The sequence below is a fragment of the Lactiplantibacillus sp. 30.2.29 genome, from assembly GCF_018991255.1.
In the GTDB taxonomy this organism is placed as follows: domain Bacteria; phylum Bacillota; class Bacilli; order Lactobacillales; family Lactobacillaceae; genus Lactiplantibacillus; species Lactiplantibacillus pentosus.
The window spans coordinates 50178-70640 of record NZ_JAGYGU010000011.1 but is presented as its reverse complement, the minus strand read 5'-3'; the positions used below and the strand labels follow the sequence as shown (position 1 = coordinate 70640).

At 47.4% G+C, this 20463-nt stretch carries 17 protein-coding genes and 1 pseudogene; 10 read left to right on the top strand and 8 right to left on the bottom strand.

Features of this window, described 5'->3' with window-relative positions:
• Positions 1 to 339: 339 nt before the first annotated feature.
• Positions 340 to 939, bottom strand: a complete 600-nt coding sequence (locus tag KGF65_RS07655) for a hypothetical protein (protein WP_101872880.1) — start codon at positions 937 to 939, stop codon at positions 340 to 342.
• A gap of 392 nt (positions 940 to 1331) precedes the next feature.
• On the opposite strand from KGF65_RS07655, the gene KGF65_RS07650 reads away from it, so the two are divergent.
• From KGF65_RS07650 to KGF65_RS07625, 6 genes and pseudogenes are all read left to right on the top strand, one after another.
• Positions 1332 to 3056, top strand: a complete 1725-nt coding sequence (locus KGF65_RS07650; RefSeq protein WP_050340120.1) for an ABC transporter ATP-binding protein — start codon at positions 1332 to 1334, stop codon at positions 3054 to 3056.
• Positions 3049 to 4830: pseudogene (locus KGF65_RS07645) on the top strand (ABC transporter ATP-binding protein). Before KGF65_RS07650 ends, KGF65_RS07645 begins: the two are co-directional and overlap by 8 nt.
• A 21-nt stretch (positions 4831 to 4851) precedes the next feature.
• Positions 4852 to 6039 carry a hypothetical protein gene (locus KGF65_RS07640; protein ID WP_050340122.1) on the top strand — a complete coding sequence of 396 codons (1188 nt, stop codon included), beginning with the start codon at positions 4852 to 4854 and terminating at the stop codon, positions 6037 to 6039.
• Between the two features lie 401 nt (positions 6040 to 6440).
• Entirely contained in the window at positions 6441 to 7013 is a 573-nt protein-coding gene (locus KGF65_RS07635; protein WP_101872883.1) for a hypothetical protein, read from the top strand.
• Between the two features lie 52 nt (positions 7014 to 7065).
• Positions 7066 to 8580 (top strand): LytTR family transcriptional regulator, encoded by a 1515-nt coding sequence (locus KGF65_RS07630; protein ID WP_101872884.1) that lies wholly within the window; start codon positions 7066 to 7068, stop codon positions 8578 to 8580.
• A complete protein-coding gene (locus KGF65_RS07625) occupies positions 8580 to 9038 on the top strand; it encodes a hypothetical protein (RefSeq protein WP_216788191.1) in 459 nt (152 codons plus the stop codon). Before KGF65_RS07630 ends, KGF65_RS07625 begins: the two co-directional genes overlap by 1 nt.
• Positions 9039 to 9173: 135 nt before the next feature.
• Here the strand turns inward: KGF65_RS07625 and KGF65_RS07620 are convergent, their stop codons facing one another.
• The 3 genes from KGF65_RS07620 to KGF65_RS07610 all read right to left on the bottom strand — a co-directional run bounded on the left by KGF65_RS07620 (position 9174) and on the right by KGF65_RS07610 (position 11949).
• Complete coding sequence (locus KGF65_RS07620; protein WP_101872886.1) at positions 9174 to 10310, bottom strand: GGDEF domain-containing protein; 1137 nt, start codon at positions 10308 to 10310, stop codon at positions 9174 to 9176.
• Positions 10311 to 10481: 171 nt separating this feature from the next.
• Positions 10482 to 11138, bottom strand: a complete 657-nt coding sequence (locus tag KGF65_RS07615; protein WP_253954391.1) for a DNA-3-methyladenine glycosylase I — start codon at positions 11136 to 11138, stop codon at positions 10482 to 10484.
• A gap of 271 nt (positions 11139 to 11409) precedes the next feature.
• Positions 11410 to 11949: a hypothetical protein gene (locus tag KGF65_RS07610; protein WP_105923666.1), complete on the bottom strand. Its 540-nt coding sequence runs from the start codon at positions 11947 to 11949 to the stop codon at positions 11410 to 11412.
• Positions 11950 to 12062: 113 nt separating this feature from the next.
• Here KGF65_RS07610 and KGF65_RS07605 point away from each other — a divergent pair, with 113 nt between their 5' ends.
• A complete protein-coding gene (locus KGF65_RS07605) occupies positions 12063 to 12956 on the top strand; it encodes a metal ABC transporter solute-binding protein (RefSeq protein ID WP_101872888.1) in 894 nt (297 codons plus the stop codon).
• On the opposite strand, the gene KGF65_RS07600 is transcribed toward KGF65_RS07605, so the two are convergent.
• From KGF65_RS07600 to KGF65_RS07585, 4 genes are all read right to left on the bottom strand, one after another.
• Positions 12945 to 13289: an ASCH domain-containing protein gene (locus tag KGF65_RS07600; RefSeq protein ID WP_105923665.1), complete on the bottom strand. Its 345-nt coding sequence runs from the start codon at positions 13287 to 13289 to the stop codon at positions 12945 to 12947. The genes KGF65_RS07605 and KGF65_RS07600 overlap by 12 nt on opposite strands.
• 233 nt (positions 13290 to 13522) lie before the next feature.
• Positions 13523 to 14185, bottom strand: coding sequence for a LysM peptidoglycan-binding domain-containing protein (locus KGF65_RS07595; protein ID WP_088770743.1), 663 nt, complete (start codon positions 14183 to 14185; stop codon positions 13523 to 13525).
• Positions 14186 to 14743: 558 nt separating this feature from the next.
• A complete protein-coding gene (locus KGF65_RS07590) occupies positions 14744 to 15367 on the bottom strand; it encodes a LysM peptidoglycan-binding domain-containing protein (RefSeq protein ID WP_101872890.1) in 624 nt (207 codons plus the stop codon).
• Between the two features lie 383 nt (positions 15368 to 15750).
• The gene (locus tag KGF65_RS07585) at positions 15751 to 16194 is read right to left on the bottom strand and encodes a MerR family transcriptional regulator (protein ID WP_088770745.1); all 444 of its coding nucleotides are present in this window, start codon (positions 16192 to 16194) and stop codon (positions 15751 to 15753) included.
• Positions 16195 to 16300: 106 nt separating this feature from the next.
• On the opposite strand from KGF65_RS07585, the gene KGF65_RS07580 reads away from it, so the two are divergent.
• The 3 genes from KGF65_RS07580 to KGF65_RS07570 all read left to right on the top strand — a co-directional run bounded on the left by KGF65_RS07580 (position 16301) and on the right by KGF65_RS07570 (position 20454).
• Positions 16301 to 17317 carry an NAD-dependent epimerase/dehydratase family protein gene (locus KGF65_RS07580; RefSeq protein WP_101872891.1) on the top strand — a complete coding sequence of 339 codons (1017 nt, stop codon included), beginning with the start codon at positions 16301 to 16303 and terminating at the stop codon, positions 17315 to 17317.
• Positions 17318 to 17599: 282 nt separating this feature from the next.
• Positions 17600 to 18982, top strand: coding sequence for a glycoside hydrolase family 1 protein (locus KGF65_RS07575; RefSeq protein ID WP_216748220.1), 1383 nt, complete (start codon positions 17600 to 17602; stop codon positions 18980 to 18982).
• A complete protein-coding gene (locus KGF65_RS07570; RefSeq protein WP_216748221.1) occupies positions 18982 to 20454 on the top strand; it encodes a PTS sugar transporter subunit IIC in 1473 nt (490 codons plus the stop codon). Before KGF65_RS07575 ends, KGF65_RS07570 begins: the two co-directional genes overlap by 1 nt.
• The last annotated feature ends 9 nt before the right edge of the window (positions 20455 to 20463 follow it).

The following is a 20463-nucleotide window of genomic DNA, read 5'->3' as shown; positions in this document are numbered from 1 at the left end:
TTTAGTTTAGCATCAACTAGTGGAAGTAGGGGGATTGCTGCGCTTGGCGGTCGATATCGAACTAGTCAACATTCGGATTTTCCGGTGACTGCCATTCTACACTGATGATTTTTGACCGGTTATGTGACGTGACCTGAAATGTGCAGATAGTCGAGGCTACGGACTGGCTGGTCAATTTGGGGCCGAATGTCACACGTCTTGATTACAGCGCACAATGGCCCAAGCATCTCTAGTTTAATTTCCACAACAAATAGCCGTCGCAAGACTTGAATTTCTTGCGGCAGCTACTGTTGAATTTATTAGGATAAGACACACTTTTGAATCCGCTTCCAACTACACCTAGAAGTTAGTCACTTGTTTAATATTAGCCTTCAAAGCTGGTAGCTGAACAATTTGACTCGTTTTCTTATCGGCAACGCGCTGGGTAACGGTTAACCCGCGTGTGCTGTTCTTGATTTGTGCATTTGAAATGAATACCTTAGTGGTCGTGCCGGTCGTCTTAAGCGTTTTGATCGTACGACCATTTTGTGCGATTTTAAGTGTCGCAGCGCGTGGCCCGGCAAACGTGTATCGAATTCCCTTGGTCGTCCGTTCGGCACTGATGACTTTGACCTTAGGCGTTGCGTATTGTTGTGACCGAATCGTAGTCAACACTTGACGACCACTTTTCAGTTGGAAGGTGCCGTAGCCCTTGAATGATTGTGTCAACTTGAACTGGCCTGATTTGACCGGAGCGGATTTAACGGCTTTCCCCTTGTAAGTCAAGGTTAGTCGTTTAGCACCGGTCGCATGACCTTTTACGGTGAGTGCGTGTGTTTGTGCGCTGTAACTGGTGGTGATGTGATTGACCGTAGTCGGTTTGGCCATTGCTGGTACGGCGCCCAGACCAGCTGCCATAGTAGCGGTCAATAGCGTTAGAACTGGTTTAGAAATTAGCATGGTGGATTCCCCCAATCCGGTTGTCGTGAGTAGTGTGGCGTGCGACGATTGCGCTGGCATTAATAGCGACTGTTAACAGGAGGTCTCTTGACACTAATCAGTATAGCAAGGCGTTGTCATTAGCGAAAGAATTGTCGATAATTCGTTACTTATCTAAACGATTGCTTTCACCAGTAAATGGCAAATTGACCAGATGACGACCGCAACTGCTTAATTATTAGTAAATGAATATCAGCCAATTAAATCAAGCTGTCCATCGTATTAATCCCACATATCCCAAAAGATTATCATCGTAATCTGATTTTGCAAAAGATATGATATATTGATTGTCCTAATCGCTAATATCAGGTACCCTAAAAAGAAGACCACAATTACGAGGAGGAACGATTTTAATGAAGATTTTGATGCCATATTTTAAACGATATCGGCTGGACGTCTGGATTGCGATGTTGTCAGTGATCGTGCTGGTATTTGCGACCTTATGGCAACCGCGGTTGTTACAAGTGATTATGGAAGCGATCATTAAAAATGATCAAGCGACCGTTTTCCGCGAAGGGTTGATGTTGTTAGGATTGGCCGTGCTGGGAATCATTGGCGGGATCGTCAATACGATTTATGCGGCCCGCGTTGCGCTCGGGGTCGCAACGGATTTGCGTGCGGACCTATACGCGAAGGTGCAGTCGTTGGCGTATGCCGATGTCGAAAAATTTTCACCTTCCAACTTAGTGGTCCGAATGACCAATGATATTAATCAAGTGCAACAGATTGTGATGGCGGGTTTTCAACAGATTACCCGGATTCCACTGCTATTTATCGGGGCGTTAATCCTAGCCGTGATGACGATGCCAGAGCAGTGGTGGGTCATCGTGGTCATGATGGTGGTTATTTTGGCGGTGGCCTTGTTAGCTGTGCGCCGGATGACGACTTACTTTGCTCAGACCCAACAGGATATTGAAAACGTGAACACGGTGGCGCGTGAAAACTTAATGGGGATTCGCGTTGTTAAATCGTTCGTTCAGGAACCAAATGAAATCAAAAAGTTTGCGTCCGCCTCTGACGAATTGACGGCAGTGACGGCCAAAATCGGATACTGGTTTGCCATTCTGATGCCAGCCTTCTTCCTAACCGCGAACGTCGCTGTGGGGGTAGCGGTCTATCTGGTTGGTCAGACGATTACGACCCATCCGTCCTACTTGGCGGCAATCACGAGTTTTATTTCTTATTTGATGCAGATTTTATTTGCCGTGATCAACGGGGGATTCTTAATGACTTTTGCCTCACGGGCAGTCATTTCGCTCGGCCGGATCAATGAAGTTATGACGACGACACCTAGTATGTCGTACGTGGACGGTGATGATGCGCCGGTTGCCGGGGACATCCACTTTGACCACGTGACCTTCACGTATCCTGGTGATGACCAACCGACCTTAAAGGACGTCACGTTTACGGTCAAAGCCGGTTCAATGCTGGGAATCGTCGGCGCGACGGGGTCTGGAAAGACGACCTTGGCGCAACTGATTGCGCGGTTGTATGATCCAGACAGTGGTCGGGTCTCAATCGGGGGCATCGATGTCCGTGAATTGCCGGAAAAGGCGTTACGCGCCACGGTCGCCTATGTGCTACAACGCTCGACGCTGTTCTCCGGAACGATTGCAGGCAATTTACGTCAGGTGAAGCCGGATGCCCAGCCGAGTCATATGCAATGGGCAGCAAATATTGCCCAATCAGCAGAGTTCATCGAACGCTTACCACAAACGTATGATGCGCCCGTTGAAGAACGGTCACAGAACTTTTCTGGTGGACAGAAGCAACGGCTCGCGATTACACGGGGCGTCATTGCTAATCCTGAAATTCTGATTTTAGATGATGCGACCTCGGCCCTGGATGCACGGTCAGAAAAGCTCGTGCAGGAGGCGTTAGACCGTGAACTCACTTCAACAACGACGGTCGTGATTGCCGAAAAAATCGCCTCGATTATTCGTGCGGACCAAATTTTAGTCTTGGACGATGGTCGGATTTCTGGTAGCGGGACCCATCAAGAATTGTTACAGCAAAGTGCGATTTATCGGGCCATTTATCAGACGCAAAAGGCACGAGAGGAGGGCTTACATGAGTGATTTACGCAATGCCGGTAAGTACTACTGGCACTATTTAAAACGCTATTGGTTAGGCTTTTTACTGAGTGTCATCCTGATTGCCATCTCGACTTGGTGTATCGTGGTGGCACCGACTTACCTCGGACGCGCCGTTGAAGAGTTGACGCAATACTTGCAACAGTGGACGAATCAGGCCACCCGGGCACAGGCTAGTTTACAGCCGTTTAACCGGACGTTGATCATCTACGTCTTACTCTACGTGGGCGATGCTAGTACGATTTTTATCGCCAGTTTGATTTTGGCGCGGGTGACGGCTTTCTCGACCGGGACCATGCGTGTCGGCCTATTCCGTAAAATGCAGCGGATGAAAGTCCAGTACTTTGATACGCATAGCGATGGCGATATTTTAGCGCGGTTTACATCAGATTTGGATAATATTTTTAATGCAATGAACCAGGCGCTGCTGGAAATTCTATTGGCGGTGGCGCAGTTTGTCGGCTTGCTTATCGTGATGTTCAATCAGAATGCGACGATGGCCTGGGTCACAATGGCTTCGACGCCAATCGCCCTGATCATTGCGGCGTTTGTCATGCATAAGGCGGGTGTCGCCGTTAACCAGCAACAGGATGATATCGGTTAGCTAAACGGTTATATCAACGAACAGATCACCGGCCAAAAAGTTCTGATTACCAATGGTTTACAGCAGGATTCCCTGAATGGTTTTCACGAGTACAACGGCAAGGTCAGAAAATCCGCATTGACGGGTCAGATCTGGTCTGGTATTTTGAATCCATTGATGCAGGGGATGTCGCTGCTGAACACGGCCATCGTGATTTTCTTTGGTTCGTGGTTGGCGCTCAACGGCAGTATGTCGACGGGGGCAGCCTTGGCACTCGTGGTCGTGTTTGTTAACTATGCGCAACAATACTATCAACCGATTATGTCGTTGACCAGTTTGTATAGTATGATTCAGTTAGCGATTACCGGTGCGCGTCGGGTCGATGAAGTGCGTAATCAGCCGGATGAAGTCAGTCCTGAACACGGTCGGACGTTGGATGGTATTCAAGATGAACTCTTGATTGATGATGTGCGCTTTAGTTATCAACCGGGCAAAGAAATTCTGCATGGCGTTTCCATCCATGTGCATCGCGGTGAAATGGTCGCGCTAGTTGGACCGACTGGGTCTGGTAAGACGACGGTGATGAACTTGCTCAACCGGTTCTATGACGTGGATAGTGGGGCAATCACCTTTGATGGCGTGGACATTCAATCGTTTGATTTGAAAGTCTTGCGGCAAAATGTCGGCATCGTGTTGCAGGAACCGCAGCTCTTCACTGGGTCGATTGCCGACAATATTCGGTATGGGGAACCAACAGCGTCGATGGAACGCGTGATCGATGCGGCCAAGCAGGCGAATATTCATGATTTCGTGATGAGCTTGCCGGACGGTTATGAGACGCAGGTTTCTGACGAACAGAGCATCTTCTCTGCGGGCCAAAAACAATTGATGTCGATTGCCCGGACGATTTTGACTAACCCGAAACTGTTGATTTTGGACGAAGCGACGTCTAACGTTGATACGGTGACGGAAGCCAATATTCAAGCGGCCATGGACAACGTGATTCAAGGCCGTACCAGCTTTGTCATCGCGCACCGCTTGAAAACCATCCTCAATGCAGATAAAATCGTTGTATTGAAAGATGGTCAGATTATTGAGCAAGGCAACCATCAAGCACTGCTAGCCGCTGATGGCTTCTACGCCGAGCTCTATCGGAACCAAATGGTATTTGAATAATGAAAGTGTTAGGAGTTTGAAATGACAGGGCAAGAGCAACAAGTGCGCGTCTCAATTCCGGTCTCCGCGTTAGAGCGAGCCGGCATCGACCGTGATGATCAATTACAATTAAAAGTGCAAAATGACGCGCTAGTGTTAGAAAAAGTCCAACCGCGTCAGCCGCAGTGGCAACAATATTTGATTATTTGGCCGTTGCTAGTCGCCTTAATCTCAGGCGTTGCCAGTTATGCTTACTGGTGGTTTCAAAAGGTGCGACCGGTCCCGCTAACCGGTGCCCAATCCATCGGGAGTGTGACGATTGTTGCTGGGGTAGTGACGGGCGCACTCCTGTTTATCGGTTTCTTTCTCAAAACGCGAAACGATCCTGAAAATCGCTTTTCACGGCACATTTACTGGCGGAATTTCCCGGTAATCACGATCGCCTTTATCATGATTTTGGCGTTTGCGTTAGTTGGGGTCTTCTGGGTGCTAGAACTGCTATTTCCAGATGTCGTGTTTGACCGGTTCACGTCGCTGTTACTCATCGTGATGTTTACGTATTTTGCGGATGCGTTCATGGTTGGGGCGGCCCTGACGATTAATGCCCGGTCGTTAACCTCGATTCTGACCGTCGTGATCGTCAGTGGCTGTGTCATCTCAATGGCCGCCAATGGTCAGCGGCGCTGGTGGCAACATAACCTGAGCTTTCTCGGGACACATGCTGCTGAAAATGCGTGGCAGTTTAACCTGACGTTGATTTTTTCAGCGTTACTGATGGTCGTTTTGATCGACTACCTCTTCGTTTCACTGAGCCGGATTTATCCCCGGACTTGGCGAACGTTGACGTTGCGAATTTTACTAACATTAACGGCCATCGACTTCGGGGCAGTCGGACTATTTCCAAATAATCTGACTTTTCACTGGCTGCACGACTTGGTGGCTGGCGGCCTAGTGACATTACTCGTCTTACTGATCGTTGGCGTCCGCTGGCTATTACCCGCCATCACAAAGGACTTTTTGTGGCTATCATACGGCGTCGGCATCTTGCTCCTACTGCTGAACTTCGGTTTTCGCTGGTTCAACTATCCATCGCTGACGGCGTTTGAGATTCAGGCCTTTGCCTTATCGTTTGGTTGGCTCCTGATGCTCTTTTCGCGCCTCCAAGCGTTAGTTAATGAAGATCCAGAATTACTGACGATTCAGTTGGAACAGGATTCGAAACGCGAGTAGGACGGTAGTTGTAAACAATTATAAAAATGACGAAATCGGTCGTTGCGCACAAGGAATTGGTGCGTGGCGGCCGATTTTTGAGTAAGCAAAATTTCAACTTTTGACTAGCGACGATGTAACGGGGAAAGGCTGATCCACCGGTATCTAGGTGAACTAATCGGTTCCAATTGCTTAATAGCTATTTGGTAGGTAAAAGACGAGCGTGGCATCATCACGATTGGGCTGCAAAAATATGAGATTACGTAAATGTCCCGGTTATTATTATTTTTGAAGCAAAACAATCCTGGCATTTTAGATTGAGTTATTTTATAATTAAGGGAACAAGAGTTCGTATACCATGCATGAATAGCAAAATAAACGGCACAGTAAGGGAACACACAATCAAAGAGGGGGCGAAGACAGTGCGGCAAACATTGATTGACCGTCCGCGACAACATTTTACTGGTGTCATCAGGACTTATGGCAGTGATCATAATGGTCGCGGTGTAACGGCGCTAACTAACGTTGAAGATCAGGCTGGTAACACTGTGACTGACCATTTGTGGGTGCAAAACGTGATTCACCCGGTCCCTGGTAGACCGAAACACAGCCTGATGCGCCTGATTTCAGCTGTTGCAACGCCTAGGACCTATATCCGCCATAATAGTCAGCAGCCCGATATTGGCTTGGCGGATTTTGGACGCATCTTTTATGCCGTCAACTTACCACCGGATTTATCACCACAGGTCGTGGCCCAATTGAATGACCATCCGAATCGGTACTTTGCAGGCTTGGTCAGTGGGCATCAGCTAACGTTTATTTATATGGATGAGAGTGGCCACATGACTGATGGCCTGCAAGACGTGATGTGTTTTCGAAGCATGCGTGGCTTAGCAGCAAACGTCCAGCCGTATGCGCAATCGCGGCCGTTCTTTGTTTTCAAAGTGATACGCTATCGGGGTGAAATTTATTTTGGCTTACCAGCACGCCATTGAGAAATGAGTCGTACTAGTAACAGCCGTTGATTGAGAAAGTGAGGGTGAATTGATGACGACGAAACGAACGTATATGGCAATCGACTTAAAATCATTCTACGCTTCGGTTGAGTGCGTCGCGCACCACCTGGACCCGCTGAATGCCAATTTGGTCGTGGCGGATACCAGCCGGACGGATAAGACGATTTGTTTGGCGGTATCACCAGCATTGAAGCAGTTCGGTGTACCAGGACGACCACGCTTGTTCCAGGTCAAACAGCGATTAGCGGATTTGAACCGGGAACGCGGGCGGCAGACGAGCTATGCCCAAGTAAAGCGCCATCAGTCGATTTATCGCGACCAACTGTTAGCACATCCGAATCTGGGCATCGACTATCAGGTCGTCCCACCGCGAATGGCTTACTATATGCAGAAGAGTGCGGAGATTTATACCATTTATCTGCGCTTTATCAAGCCAGAGCACATTCACGTTTACTCAATCGATGAGGTCTTCATGGACGTGACAGACTACTTGGCAACTTACCACGTCACGCCGCACGCGTTAGCCAAAACCATGATTCATGAGATTCAAGCGGAGACCGGGATTACCGCCACCGCGGGGATTGGCACCAATCTCTACTTAGCGAAGGTCGCCATGGATATCGTGGCCAAAAAGATTCCGGCAGATGCGGATGGCGTCCGCATTGCCCAGATGGATGAGAAATTGTATCGACGTTACCTATGGGCCCATCGGCCATTGACGGACTTTTGGCGGGTCGGACACGGCTATGCTAAACGTCTGGCAGCGCTCGGACTCAATACGATGGGTGATATTGCGCGCTGCTCGCTGGGGAGTTTGTCCGATCAATATAATGAAACGTTGCTCTATCGTGAGTTCGGCAAGAACGCGGAATTGTTGATCGACCATGCTTGGGGCTATGAGTCGGCAACGTTAGCGGACATCAAGAATTACCATGCCAGTGAGCACGGTATTTATGCGAGCCAGGTGCTGATGCGGCCATACGACTACACTGCTGGCCAGGCAGTTCTTCGCGGGATGGTCAATAATCTAGTCTTCGATTTGGTCAAACGCCACGTGGTCACCGACCAGATTGGGCTGCGAGTCGACTATGATGCTAGTACGGCACAAACAAGCCAGACGACACTGACCGAAGATTACTATGGTCGACAAGTGCCCAAACCGGCACACGTGACGACACGATTAACGATTGCCACTGCCGCCCAACCAGAGCTAAGTGCGGTTTATCAACAGCTTTATCAGCAGGCAGTTAATCGGAAATTGATGATTCGTCGTGTGACTGTCATGGCAAACCACCTGGTCGATGAACAGCAAGTGGCCCAACAACCCCGTTACGAGCAGACCAACTTGTTTGAAAACCCAGCCGTTGCACGTAACCGCGAGCAACAAGACCAACGGCGCCGTGAGCGAGACCGACAACTGCAGCAGACGATTTTAAACTTACAAGCGAGTTCGGGCAATAAGAATGTCGTGATTCGGTTGGCTGATTTGAAAGCCGACGCGACGACGATTGAACGCAATGAACAGATTGGAGGTCACCGCGCCTAATGTCAGAATCTAGACCAACGACTTCAGAAGCCGCACAACCTAATCCAGCCGGATTGTTCAACGATACGAGCGAATACGCTGATATTATCACAACACCGCGGCCCGTCAGTAAACATCATTTACCGATGCCTCAAAGTGACCGAGCGGCACAATTTGCGCCGTTCGCTGCGCTGACCGGGTATAACGAACTAATTGAAAAACGGGCTAAAATCTACGCGCATAAGCATTATCCAACTGCAGCGGCCAAACAAGCGGTGACTGAACAGTTGCAGCAGTTAGCTGCGATGCCAGAATTACCGGTCGTCGTGTTGGATTACTTCAACGATGACGTCGGCTACTACCAGTCCGCCACCAGCCAATTATTGAAGCTGGACTGGCAGCGTGCTCGAATTTACTTAGAAACACCGCATAGCGTTCCGATGGCGAATATCCGTAGCGTTTCGATTGCAGCGCAATAGGGCCATAATTGTTCAACGAAGTTTTGAGAATAAAATGTTAACAAGTTTAAGAAAGTCCCCTGATCATTAGCAGTTCGTGCCAATTGTCAGGGGACTTTTCGTTCTGATTCAGTTTGAAAATGTACTCATGAAGTCTTACTTGGCCACGATTTGCATCCGACCATGTTTCTTGGCCGCATACAAGTTGTCATCGACGCGACGATAAAATTCAGTTGGGGTGGTATCTTCCGGCTGTAATTGTGCTATGCCGACTGATATCGACAGTTGAATTTGATGGCCGTTGAATGGAACGACCAGGTGGTTAACAGCCGCAAAGAGTTGTTCAGCGACCAAGCGCGCTTCGGTTAAGTCGTAGCTTGGGAAGAGCACGTTGAATTCTTCACCACCCGTTCGGTAAAGGGCAATGTTGGGATTGTTGGCTTCAAAGACCGTCTCAGCGACCTGGGTGACGTGTTGTAAAATTTGGTCACCCGCCAGATGACCATAGGTGTCATTGACGCGCTTGAAGTGATCGATGTCGAACATCATCATTGTCAGCGGCACGCCATTTTGACGACTCGCCGTCAGATGGTAATTGATAGCTGTCGTGTAGGCGGCAAAGTTCTCAGTTTTGGTCAGGGCATCGTGGTTGGCGAATGAGACCAAGTTTTGTTTGAGTTGGGCATTGGCTGACAACATACTGGCGTAGATGTAGAGTAGCACTTCGAAAATCATGAGGTAGCCCCATTCCTGCCAATACGTCCCCCATGAAAGATTGAATTTGAGCCACATGAACCACCATAAAATCAAGCCGAAGCACGCACAAGTGACAAAGTATAACGTAACTTGGCCGACTTTAGTTTGTAACGGCACGCGCTTCCGTAGCGTTCTCAACGTCGTAAAGAATAGTAGTAGTGCTAGCGCGTGGCCCCACGATTGCCAGTAACCCAGTGATCGGTTAAAAATCATGAAGACCAGTACCAGCGGATACAAGTAGTAGTTGGCAATCCGAATGTTGAGAAAATAGCCGCAAAAAGTCAGCGCAATCAGTTGGAAATTCATGAAAATCCAGGCATCCGGTTGACCAACAATCAGTGCCTGCATCCCGAAGACGAAAACCAGCATATACACTAAGCCATACCAATCGTTGATAATCGACTCATTGACGCGTTGATAATGCGTATTCAAAAATGTGATCAACCAATTCTGTGATACCCAAAAAAGCGTTAGTACGCCTAAAATAAAGAAAACACTTGTAATAAATGGTGAAATCTCCCAATGTGACCAAGTCATACCCAAACACCCTTCAATTCATTATTCTATGTTCATTTATATTAAAGTATACAGGTATTAGTATAGCCCTCCAATCGATAAATAGCGACTGGGAGTTTTAGGTGGAGACCTGAAGCTAAAAGTTGTATCAACAGTGTTTAAACGTGAATCGTCGTCCTGTTCGCGTATCGGTTACGGTTCAAAATGTCCCAACTGATGAGGGGAACGCGGCGGCAATAACGGCTGTACGGGTGAGATGATGCGGGTATTGGCATTAATGATTCCGCGTTGATCAGGCCGTGCCGCAATAAAGCCGGTATTAACCAGCCAAGCGTTCACCGTGACTGGCCCCACGAACTGAAAGCCTGCTTGGTGGAGATGTCGCGCCAACTGGTCCCCGGTAATGGTTGTTCGGGGCAAATCTCGAAAGTGGGGTGCGTTTAAGACCAGTTGCTGGTCGTTCAGTAGTTGCCAGAGATAGTCGGCGAAGGAGCGCGTTTGTTGAATTTGGTGGATCAACTGTGCATTGTGGATAACCGCCATAATTTTGCGTCGGTTGCGGATGAGTTGTGGATTAGCGAGTAACTTCGTGATATGTGCCTCATCATAAGCCGCAACGACGTCGATTTGCCAGTCACTAAAAGCGGTGGTCAGTGCCGGCCGTTTCTTTAGCACCCCCGACCAACTCAAACCAGCGGCAAATCCACCGAGACTTAAAAATTCGAAGAGGTGCGTGTCTTGGTCAGTCGGCAGACTCCATTCGTGGTCAAAGTTGTAACGGTAGGCTGAATCGTAAGGATAGTAGCGGTTAAATAATGGATCGTCGTCAAACCAGGTCGTAATCATCATGTTGGCCCCATTTCAGTCTAAAAGTAGGTTACACCAGATAATTACGCGAAATGCCGCTGGTTTCATTTCAAAAGCGTGTGAATTTTTGGCAATTGTGGTCCGAATTAGATGCTGGCATCGTCGGACGAGACGGTGTGAGAATAGTGAGTTAACACGGAGGTTATGCACAAGCGTGTTTTTGCAGTCGGAACAGTTATGCACAGTTCCAGCAAACACAAGTCCTCATTCTGCCACCGTCACTCGAGTTATACACAGTGGTCGAGCGTCGCCACTAGTCATCGACACGCGCGTGTTCTTTCACCACTAGATTAGGGCGCATGTTACGGACCGTTTTGGTGGCGTGATCTTGTTGGATTTGCTTAATAATCGTCGTCAGGCTGACAGTTGCGGTCATATCTTTTTTGAAAGTATGCACCCCAAAACTATCGTAAGTCACCTGACCATTTTCGATTGTAAACCAGTTCGGCTGAAGTGCTTTGGCACTCGTCTTGATATTTTTGTCCGGCCAGACGAGGTACTTCGATTGGGACGCTTCGTGATAAATTTCAACTTGCCAGCCTAGTTTGAAGTCACTAACTTCTTGCCAGCGTTGAATCTTAAGGTGCTTGACAGCGTAGTAAATGATACAGCTGTATTTTAATTTGGAATCCTTTGCGACCGCGGACGCAGTGATTGGGGCGACACGTCGGGGAACCTGCGCTTTTTTGGCAGTCGTCGTAGGAGTTGCTGCTGGTGCGTGGTGCAGCGTGACGATTCCCACCACAGTGCCAATAATGAGGACGGTGATGAACGGTAAGAGCAATTTTTTCATTGAAAACACCTCACGACAAATTTGTAAAAAGTAAATATTACTATTTACAATCAAGATAGTTATTGTTATTCTGTAAAACGTAATGATTACTATTTAAAAGAGGAGTGGCAAATGTGAAACGTTTTTGGGTACTATTAGTTGGCTTAGTAATTGGTGGTGGCCTGTTGACGGGCTGTCAATCCAAGTCAGAGTCAACGAACAACAATAAGATTAAGGTTGTCGCAACGACCAACTTTTATGGTGCGGTGGCCAAAGCAGTCGGGGGTAAGCACGTTCAGGTCAGCTCGATCATCAATAAGCCGTCCGTTGACCCCCATGATTTTGAACCAACGTCAGCTGTCGCCAAACAAGTCAGTCAGGCGGATGTGGCCCTGGCTAACGGACTCGGCTACGATGGTTGGATGAATAAGGTCGTTCGGTCAACTAAGCAAGCTAAGTTGATTCGCGTCGGGGAAGACGTGCTCCAGCGTAAAGCCGGCGTCAATGAACACCTGTGGTATGACGCTAAAACGATGCCAGCGACGGCGACATATTTGGCTAAACAGTTTGCCAAGCAACAGCCGCAACATCGGGCCTATTTTAAGGCGAACGCCAAAAAATATATTGCGTCACTCAAGCCAATTCAACAAGAACGGCAACAATTACAAGCAAAAGTGAAACGATTAAGCAATCGCCAGGTCTTCGTCAGTGAACCAGTCTTCGATTATGCGCTGACCAGCTTGGGCTTCAAAGTGGCCAATCGTGATTTTGAAAATGCCGTTGAAAAGGGCACGGATCCGTCGCCACAAGTTATCCACAAGATGCAGCGGGGATTAAAAAATAAGCAAGTTGCCCTGTTTGTGAACAACCAGCAAGTCAGCGACAAAATCGTCACGAACATGGTTACGTTAGCGAAGCAGCACCAAGTTCCTGTGCTCAACGTGACTGAAACGATGCCGGCTAAGCTGACTTATCAACAGTGGATGTTGAAGCAGTATCGCCAACTCAACCAGTTGTTAACTGACTAGTCGTTTAATTGTCAGCGAAACGCCCCCCCATTGGCGGACTTGTTCCGCTGAATAAATGGTCAACATGTCCGCAACCATCTGCGCAACGGACGTGTGGGGCGCACTCCCAACTTCAACAGCAGTATGTTTGGTTAGTAAATCGGCAAAACTAGCATATGTTCGTTTGGCAACAAGCGTGGTGCGCACTGACTGACCAGTCTCTAAATCTAAAAAGCAGATGGCGTCGCCGACTTGTAGTGATTGCCGTTTAGGATCATTGAGGCGAATCTCAACGGTCTTCGTGCCTGCTTGAACCAATTGCCACTGTGAATGTTGCAGTTGCATGGTGCTCATGAAGATCATCTCCCAACACTTGCCTTTTATTATACTTGAAAACAAACTAACGTGGTGGGCAAAAGTTAGGTTTATGATGCTCAAGCGAGTTGATTGAGACTGTTACGAAATAAACGTGCGCTTACAATCGCGTTATCCATCATGAGACAACGATGGTGGAACTAACAAGTAGACTACGAGCACGCCAAAAAGGCTGAGGAATCTTATCCTCAGCCTTTTGTCATGACAAATGATTAATATAATGCCCAGGCTTGCATGCCTTGTGCATGGTACAGATTAACAGCTGCGTCGATTTGTTGTTGGACAGAACCGCCGCTGATGTGGATGTTTTGGAATAACCCATATGCACCACTAGCGCCGTTCACCACGTGTGGTTGCCAGTTGGATTCACGATTGATGATGTGGTCCCAAGTGCTGGCAGACACACCCGTCCGTGATTGCATTTGACCTAAAACGTAGCTTTGAAGATTGCCGCCCGTGTAAGTTTCTGGGGCAGGGGTCGTCGCTGCGGGTTCACTGGTTTGAGCAGGTGCCGTTTCAACTGGCGCTACCGGTGCAGTCACAGCTGGTGTTTCAGCAGGTTGTGCCGGCGTCGTTGCTGGTGCTTGTTGAACCGGCGCGGAAGTTACTGGTGCTGCTGGTGTTTGTGTTGCAGTCACTGGAGCAGTTGCGCCCGGAATCCGGAGTTGTTGGCCTGGTAAAATTAAATGGCCGTGAATGTTGTTGGCCGTTTCAATTGACTCGATCGTCGTCTTGTATTCTTGTGAAATTGCCCAGACACAGTCACCCTTCTTAACGGTGTAAGTTGCGTCGGCATTTGCAGAAAGCGTTCCGGCCATCAGTAAGCCAACCGTTGCAGCGGAAGTTGTTAAGATTGTGGTTAATAATTTTTTCAAGTTGTACGCTCCTATTTTTTGAATGTATCAGTATCAAATCAGTCTTTGTTGATCAACAAAAATTAGTATAGCGGCGACTTGTTACTCGTTTGTATCGGGTATTTTAAGAAGCGATTGCGAGATTCTGAGAAAATCATGGCGATAAAATATTTCTGATTGGCATAGAATGCTGTTGCGACGGCTCAAATCATCGTCAATATATCCACGATTAATATAATAAATATGACAAAATTAACGATAAACTAATTTTGAAAACGGGGGATAGTTGCTAGGATCAGCTAATAATGCCGTCAAATCCGTGATAAAGCTGATAGTTTCACGATAATATCATTAATGGCAGTCGCTTAGTCAATGACTGAACCGTAATCGACACGGGGCGAGTGTCTTTGTCCACAGGTCGTGTGACAGCAAGCGCCTTAATTATTGCGGACTGTGGATAACTCGTGCTAGATTTCAATTAAGTTATCCACCTTTGCATGACAGCGTGCGACTGTGATCTGTTTTAGGCCACAAAAAAAGCCGGGAAAAATCCCGACTTGGATGTGTGTTTGATTTAGATTAAAGGGCCCAAGCAGCCATGCCTTGTGCTTCGTATAAAGCAACGGCGGCGTTAACTTGTTCTTCAACAGAACCACTACTAATGTGCATGTTTTGGAATAACCCATAAGCACCACTAGTACTGTTGACAACGTATGGTTGCCAGTTAGATTCACGAGTGATGATGGTGTTCCAAGTTGAAGCGGAAACGCCAGTCCGTGATTCCATTTGGCTCAAGACGTAGCTCTTTAAGTTGCTACCAGTGTAGGTAGAAGTTGATGAGCTAGTTGATGAAGACGTTGAGCTCGTGGTTGCAGTCGTGTTGCTTGATGAACTAGTTGAAGTTGAGCTAGTTGATGATGAACTAGTCGTCGAAGCACTCGTGCTGTTTGAAGATGAGCTGTTCGTGTTTGATGAGGTCGTCTTGATGGTTAATTTTTGACCAGGTAAGATGTAGTGACCCTTGATGTTGTTGGTCGTTTCAACGTTATTAATAGTTGTGTTGAATTTTTGTGCGATGGCCCATACGGAATCACCGCTCTTAACGGTGTAAGTTGAGTCGGCATTAGCATTGACCACACCGGCGAAGAATAAACCAGCGGCTGCGGCTGAGGTAGTTACGATTGTACTTACAAGTTTTTTCAAATTAAGACACTCCTATAAATTTTGTGTTTATCGATTAAATTACTTACTGACAAAAATCTTAATTGCGATGTCTGTCGCAATCAACAGAACCCAGTCTAACCCCGACGTGTTACTTGTCCGTGTCGCGAATTTTAAGAACGCAATGCAAAGATTACAGAAACCACCTATTTTGTAATGTTCGTAACCGAACTGTGACCTGGTGCCAACGGTCAAAAAATGCTGAATCGGGGTCTATGACGAGCACCATCAACTAAGTTTAGGCGTCCCTAAAATGAACAATGTTACGTTAAAATCGCTAAAAATTAGCCCGTAAAAAAACCGATTATTTTCGAAATAATCGGTCATTTGGGGTTGAATTAACGTTTTATCGGTGTTTTTAGGCATTATTCCGTGACTGGAAACGGGTCGGCTAAGCCGGATGCCTGCTTTTCAGATTTAGCTTGGGCGAGTTCTTGATTGACGAGTTCGCTCGCTTGCGGGTCGTTATATAGGTTCAATTTGTAATCGACTTCTTGCAGATTCTTCATGATCTTGGCTTGCTCAGCCAGAATAGCGTTGCGATGAGCTGTCAGTAATGCGCGGCGCTGTGGAATCGAATCGGGGCCGGCCATCACGTAATCGATATATTGGCGGATGTCGCTGATTGCCATACCGGTGTTCTTTAAACAAATAATCGTATGTAACAAGTGTAAGTCGCCGTCAGTGAAGGCCCGATAGCCCGACTGATTGCGACTGACGAACGGTAATAAGCCTTGTTTGTCATAGAATCGAAGCGTATAGGCACTCAATCCGACCTTTTCCGCAACTTCTTTGATGGTGTAAGTCAAAATAATTCCTCCAAGCGCTTGCCTTAGAGTGTTATCTAAGGTTTATTGTAGCTATATTAACAAGAAATCAATCAAAAAACAATCATTAATACGAGGTGGATCAACCATGCAAAATCAATCATTAATTTTAGTTACAGGTGCCAACGGCTTTTTAGCGAGTCACATTATTAAACAATTGTTGACGGCGGGATACGCGGTGCGCGGCACGTTGCGCTCATTAGACAAGGCCGCTGGTGTGCAACAAACTTTGGCTGGAACGCCCAATTTAGATCAACTTTCCTTTGTCGCGCTCGACTTGACCCAGGAGGCTGGCTGGAATGACGTGATGCAAGGGGTCACGACTGTCATGAGTGTGGCGGCACCGGTCTTTGTGAATCAGGGGCAAGCTTCTGCCGCAGTGGCGAACGCAGCCAAGGATGGCACGTTGCGAATCATGAAAGCCGCAACGGCCGCCGGGGTCAAACGAGTCGTAATGACGGCTAATCTAGGTGCAGTCGGGTTTAGTCGTCTAGATCATCAGCGCCCCGTAACCGAAGCCGATTGGACCAAAGTCGACCAGGCTGGGCTCTCATTATACGAGCAATCGAAGTTAGTTGCCGAGCAAGCCGGGTGGGACTACCAGCGGCAACATCCTGAAGGCCCGGAATTTACAACGGTCAATGCAGGCGCGATGCTTGGACCTTCATTAAATGGTCACGTGACCGGGAGTTATAATTTAGTCAACCGACTCTTAACGGGTCAGGCGATGCCCAATTTGGTCGTTAATGTCGTCGACGTCCGCGACGTTGCTGATTTAGAAGTTCGGGTCATGGCTGCACCGGAAGCGGCTAATCAACGCTACTTAGCGGTTGCGCCTAAGCCGGTCTCAATGGCCGCCATTCGCAGCTTGATTCAACAGCAACGGCCCCAATTAGCAGCCAAGCTGACCAAACATTTAGTGCCAGATTGGCTTGTTCACGGCTTGGCCCCATTTAATCGGCAACTCCGCGAAGCCAACTTGATGATGCGGCTCAACCATGACGTCAGCATCCAAAAGGCTGAGCAATTGGGCTGGCAACCACGTTCAGCGGATACGGCCGTCCTGGCAGCGGTGGATACTTTGATGAAGAACGGACTGAAATAGGGTGGCGCGCTCAACGGCTGACGGACAGCGATCCAGTTCGCGGGCACGTTTAAATCATGAGTCATGCAAGGTAATTCTATAATATGTCGTAACTGGTCTAATGGTGAAAATTACTGTTAGATCAGTTTTTTAGTGCGGTCATTCAAATTAGATTGGGCTAATTTTAGCAAAAGTATATATTTTTAAAGTAAAAGTGTTGATTTCTAAACCGAATTAGGCTAGTATTATTTCACGAGGAAAGCGTTTTCCAAACTAAATTGTGATTAGAACAGGAGGAGTTTAATGAATAAGGAGCGACAGATGCCCAAGGATTTTTTCTGGGGCAACTCAGTATCAAGTATGCAGACTGAGGGTGCTTGGGATGTGGATGGCAAGGGCCGCTCAGTCTATGATGTTCGACCAGCAACAGCGACAACTTCAGATTGGCACGATGCGATTGACGAATACCATCGTTACGAAGAAGATTTAGATTTAATGAAGGACTTACACCTGAACATGTACCGAATTCAAATCTCATGGTCGCGGGTCGTTCCGGACGGGGATGGCGCCTTCAATGAAGCTGGGATTGCTTTTTATGACCGGTTAGTTGACGCGATGCTGGCCCGGGGCATCACCCCAATGATTTGCCTGTATCATTTCGATATGCCGTTAGCATTGGCCGAAAATGAAAACGGGTTCATGTCGCGCCACACGGTTGATGCGTTCGTTCGCTTCGGTGAGAAGATGATTGAACACTTCGCAGATCGGGTCAAATATTGGATCGTCTTTAATGAACACAATCTGTATTTTACCGATGAAGTGTTCAACATTTCGGGATACACCAAGGGCGACCAGAGCGTGAACGACCTGTATCGAATCTTCCATCACACGATGTTGGCGCACGCACGCCTGGATGATTTTGTGCATCAAAACTATGACGACGTGAAAATCGGCGGCATGTTGGCATACACACCAGTTTATCCAGAAACGGCTAAACCAATTGACGTGATGGCGGCGCGTAAGAGTGATGAGTTCTTGAACAATAACTTGAACGACGCCTACGTTCATGGCCACTATTCACCAGAAGTCTTGCGTTACATTGACCAACACGGGATTGACTACGACTTGCAACCAGGCGACGAAGCCATCATTGCCAAAATGAAAGCGGATTTTCTAGCTTTTAGTTATTATCGTTCCACGGTCATCAATGGGGATAAGATTCCCACGGATGCCGTCCCGAACCGCTATCTCAATTATTCATTTGAGGCTAACCGCTTTTTGAAGGCGAATGAATGGGGTTGGACCATCGACCCACTTGGCTTCCGGAACCTAATCACCAAGTTGTATGACCAATATGAAGTGCCAGTCTTTCCGATTGAAAACGGCATTGGCCTGCGGGAACACTGGGATGGCCAACATATGATCGAAGATGACGCGCGGATTGCGTACCATGCCGACCATATCACGGCAATGAAGGATGCTATGTTGATTGATGGCGCTAAAGTACTCGGCTATCTTGGCTGGGGATTGATTGATATTCCAAGTTCACACGCTGATATTGAAAAACGCTACGGGGTCGTTTATGTCAACCGAACCAATCATGATCTAAAAGACTTAAAGCGGGTTCCTAAGAAGTCATACTATTGGCTTCAAGGGGTCCTAGCAAAAAATGGAGATGAATTGTAATGGAAAATAGTAGTAATGGTGCTGTTAGCAATTTCATTAACAACAAAGTTCTACCACCGATAATGAAGTTCGTTAACACCAAACCAGTTAAAGCCTTACAAGACGGGATGGTTTACGCGTTACCATTTATTATCATCGGGTCCGTATTCTTAATCTTATCCAATATTCCAATTCCAGCAGTCGCCGCAGTTGTTAAGGCGTCTGGTTGGGCCGCTTTCTTTAACCAAGCTTATACCGTGACGTTCGGAGTACTGTCACTCTGGGCCGCTGTCGGGATTGCTTATGTGTATGTCCGCAATGAAGGTTACGAACCATTACCAGCTGGTTTGACCTCCATGGCCGTATTCTTACTTTTGCAAACGCTTAACATTGCCAATCCACTTGTTGCTGCAATGGGTAAAGCCGGCACTGGGATTACGAATGCTGCCGGAAACGTTGTGATGTCGGGGAGTGCCGTTTCACAAAACATTGATAAGTTGCCAAAAGTCCTACAAGATTTCGTGCAAGCACCAGTTACTGGTGTCATCAACATTACTTGGCTGGGTGGCCAAGGGATGATTGCTGCCATTATCGTTGGGATTTTAGTTGGTTGGGCTTACTCAGCAATGATTCGTAAAGGTTGGAAGATTACCTTGCCAGAACAAGTTCCTGCAAGTGTTGCCAACCAATTCACTGCCATGATTCCTGCCGGCGTAATTTTAATCGTCGCAATGTTGATCTTCGCTGCTTTCAGTGCCCTTGGTAACACTGATATGCTGCAATTCATTTACAAAGTCCTACAAACGCCACTACAAGGGTTATCAGACTCACTTGGTGGGGCCTTAGTCATTGCATTCTTAGTCCCATTCTTCTGGTTCTTTGGGGTCCATGGTGGGTTAATCATGGGTGCCATTACCAGTGGGTTATTGATTCCGAACACGTTCGACAATGCTTCATTATATAAAGCAGGTAAGTTGACCGTTGCGCAAGGTGCCCACATTGTGACGAACGAATTTTACAATAACTTCATTAACTTAACTGGTTCTGGGATTACGATTGGTCTGGTTATCTTTACGTTATTTGCTGCTAAATCAGTCCAATTCAAGACCATTGGTAAAGTTGAATTTGTTCCGGCATTATTCAACATTAACGAACCATTCTTGTTCGGGTTACCAATCGTTATGAACCCATTCTTGGCAATTCCATTCTTCTTGACACCAGTTATTGTCGCCTTATCAACGTACTTGGTGATCTACTTTGGAATCGTACCACCACTGAATGGTTTCGCGGCACCGTGGACGACGCCAGCGATTATTTCTGGCTTCCTGATTGGTGGCTGGAAGATGGCGATTTGGCAAACGATCACGTTGGTTATGTCAACCGCAATCTACTCCCCATTTGCTAAGAAGTACGATGCTATTTTGACGAAACAAGAAGGCGAAAAGGCTGCTGCAGAAGCTGCTGCCGGCAACGCTGAAATCGAAAAGATGTAATATAGAAAG

Excerpts from the sequence above, each read along its gene's own strand:
- KGF65_RS07655 (WP_101872880.1), bottom strand. The coding sequence starts at position 939 with ATGCTAATTTCTAAACCAGTTCTAACGCTATTGACCGCTACTATGGCA.
- KGF65_RS07650 (WP_050340120.1), top strand. The coding sequence starts at position 1,332 with ATGAAGATTTTGATGCCATATTTTAAACGATATCGGCTGGACGTCTGG.
- KGF65_RS07640 (WP_050340122.1), top strand. The coding sequence starts at position 4,852 with ATGACAGGGCAAGAGCAACAAGTGCGCGTCTCAATTCCGGTCTCCGCG.
- KGF65_RS07630 (WP_101872884.1), top strand. The coding sequence starts at position 7,066 with ATGACGACGAAACGAACGTATATGGCAATCGACTTAAAATCATTCTAC.
- KGF65_RS07625 (WP_216788191.1), top strand. The coding sequence starts at position 8,580 with ATGTCAGAATCTAGACCAACGACTTCAGAAGCCGCACAACCTAATCCA.
- KGF65_RS07620 (WP_101872886.1), bottom strand. The coding sequence starts at position 10,310 with ATGACTTGGTCACATTGGGAGATTTCACCATTTATTACAAGTGTTTTC.
- KGF65_RS07615 (WP_253954391.1), bottom strand. The coding sequence starts at position 11,138 with ATGATGATTACGACCTGGTTTGACGACGATCCATTATTTAACCGCTAC.
- KGF65_RS07610 (WP_105923666.1), bottom strand. The coding sequence starts at position 11,949 with ATGAAAAAATTGCTCTTACCGTTCATCACCGTCCTCATTATTGGCACT.
- KGF65_RS07600 (WP_105923665.1), bottom strand. The coding sequence starts at position 13,289 with ATGAGCACCATGCAACTGCAACATTCACAGTGGCAATTGGTTCAAGCA.
- KGF65_RS07580 (WP_101872891.1), top strand. The coding sequence starts at position 16,301 with ATGCAAAATCAATCATTAATTTTAGTTACAGGTGCCAACGGCTTTTTA.
- KGF65_RS07575 (WP_216748220.1), top strand. The coding sequence starts at position 17,600 with ATGAATAAGGAGCGACAGATGCCCAAGGATTTTTTCTGGGGCAACTCA.
- KGF65_RS07570 (WP_216748221.1), top strand. The coding sequence starts at position 18,982 with ATGGAAAATAGTAGTAATGGTGCTGTTAGCAATTTCATTAACAACAAA.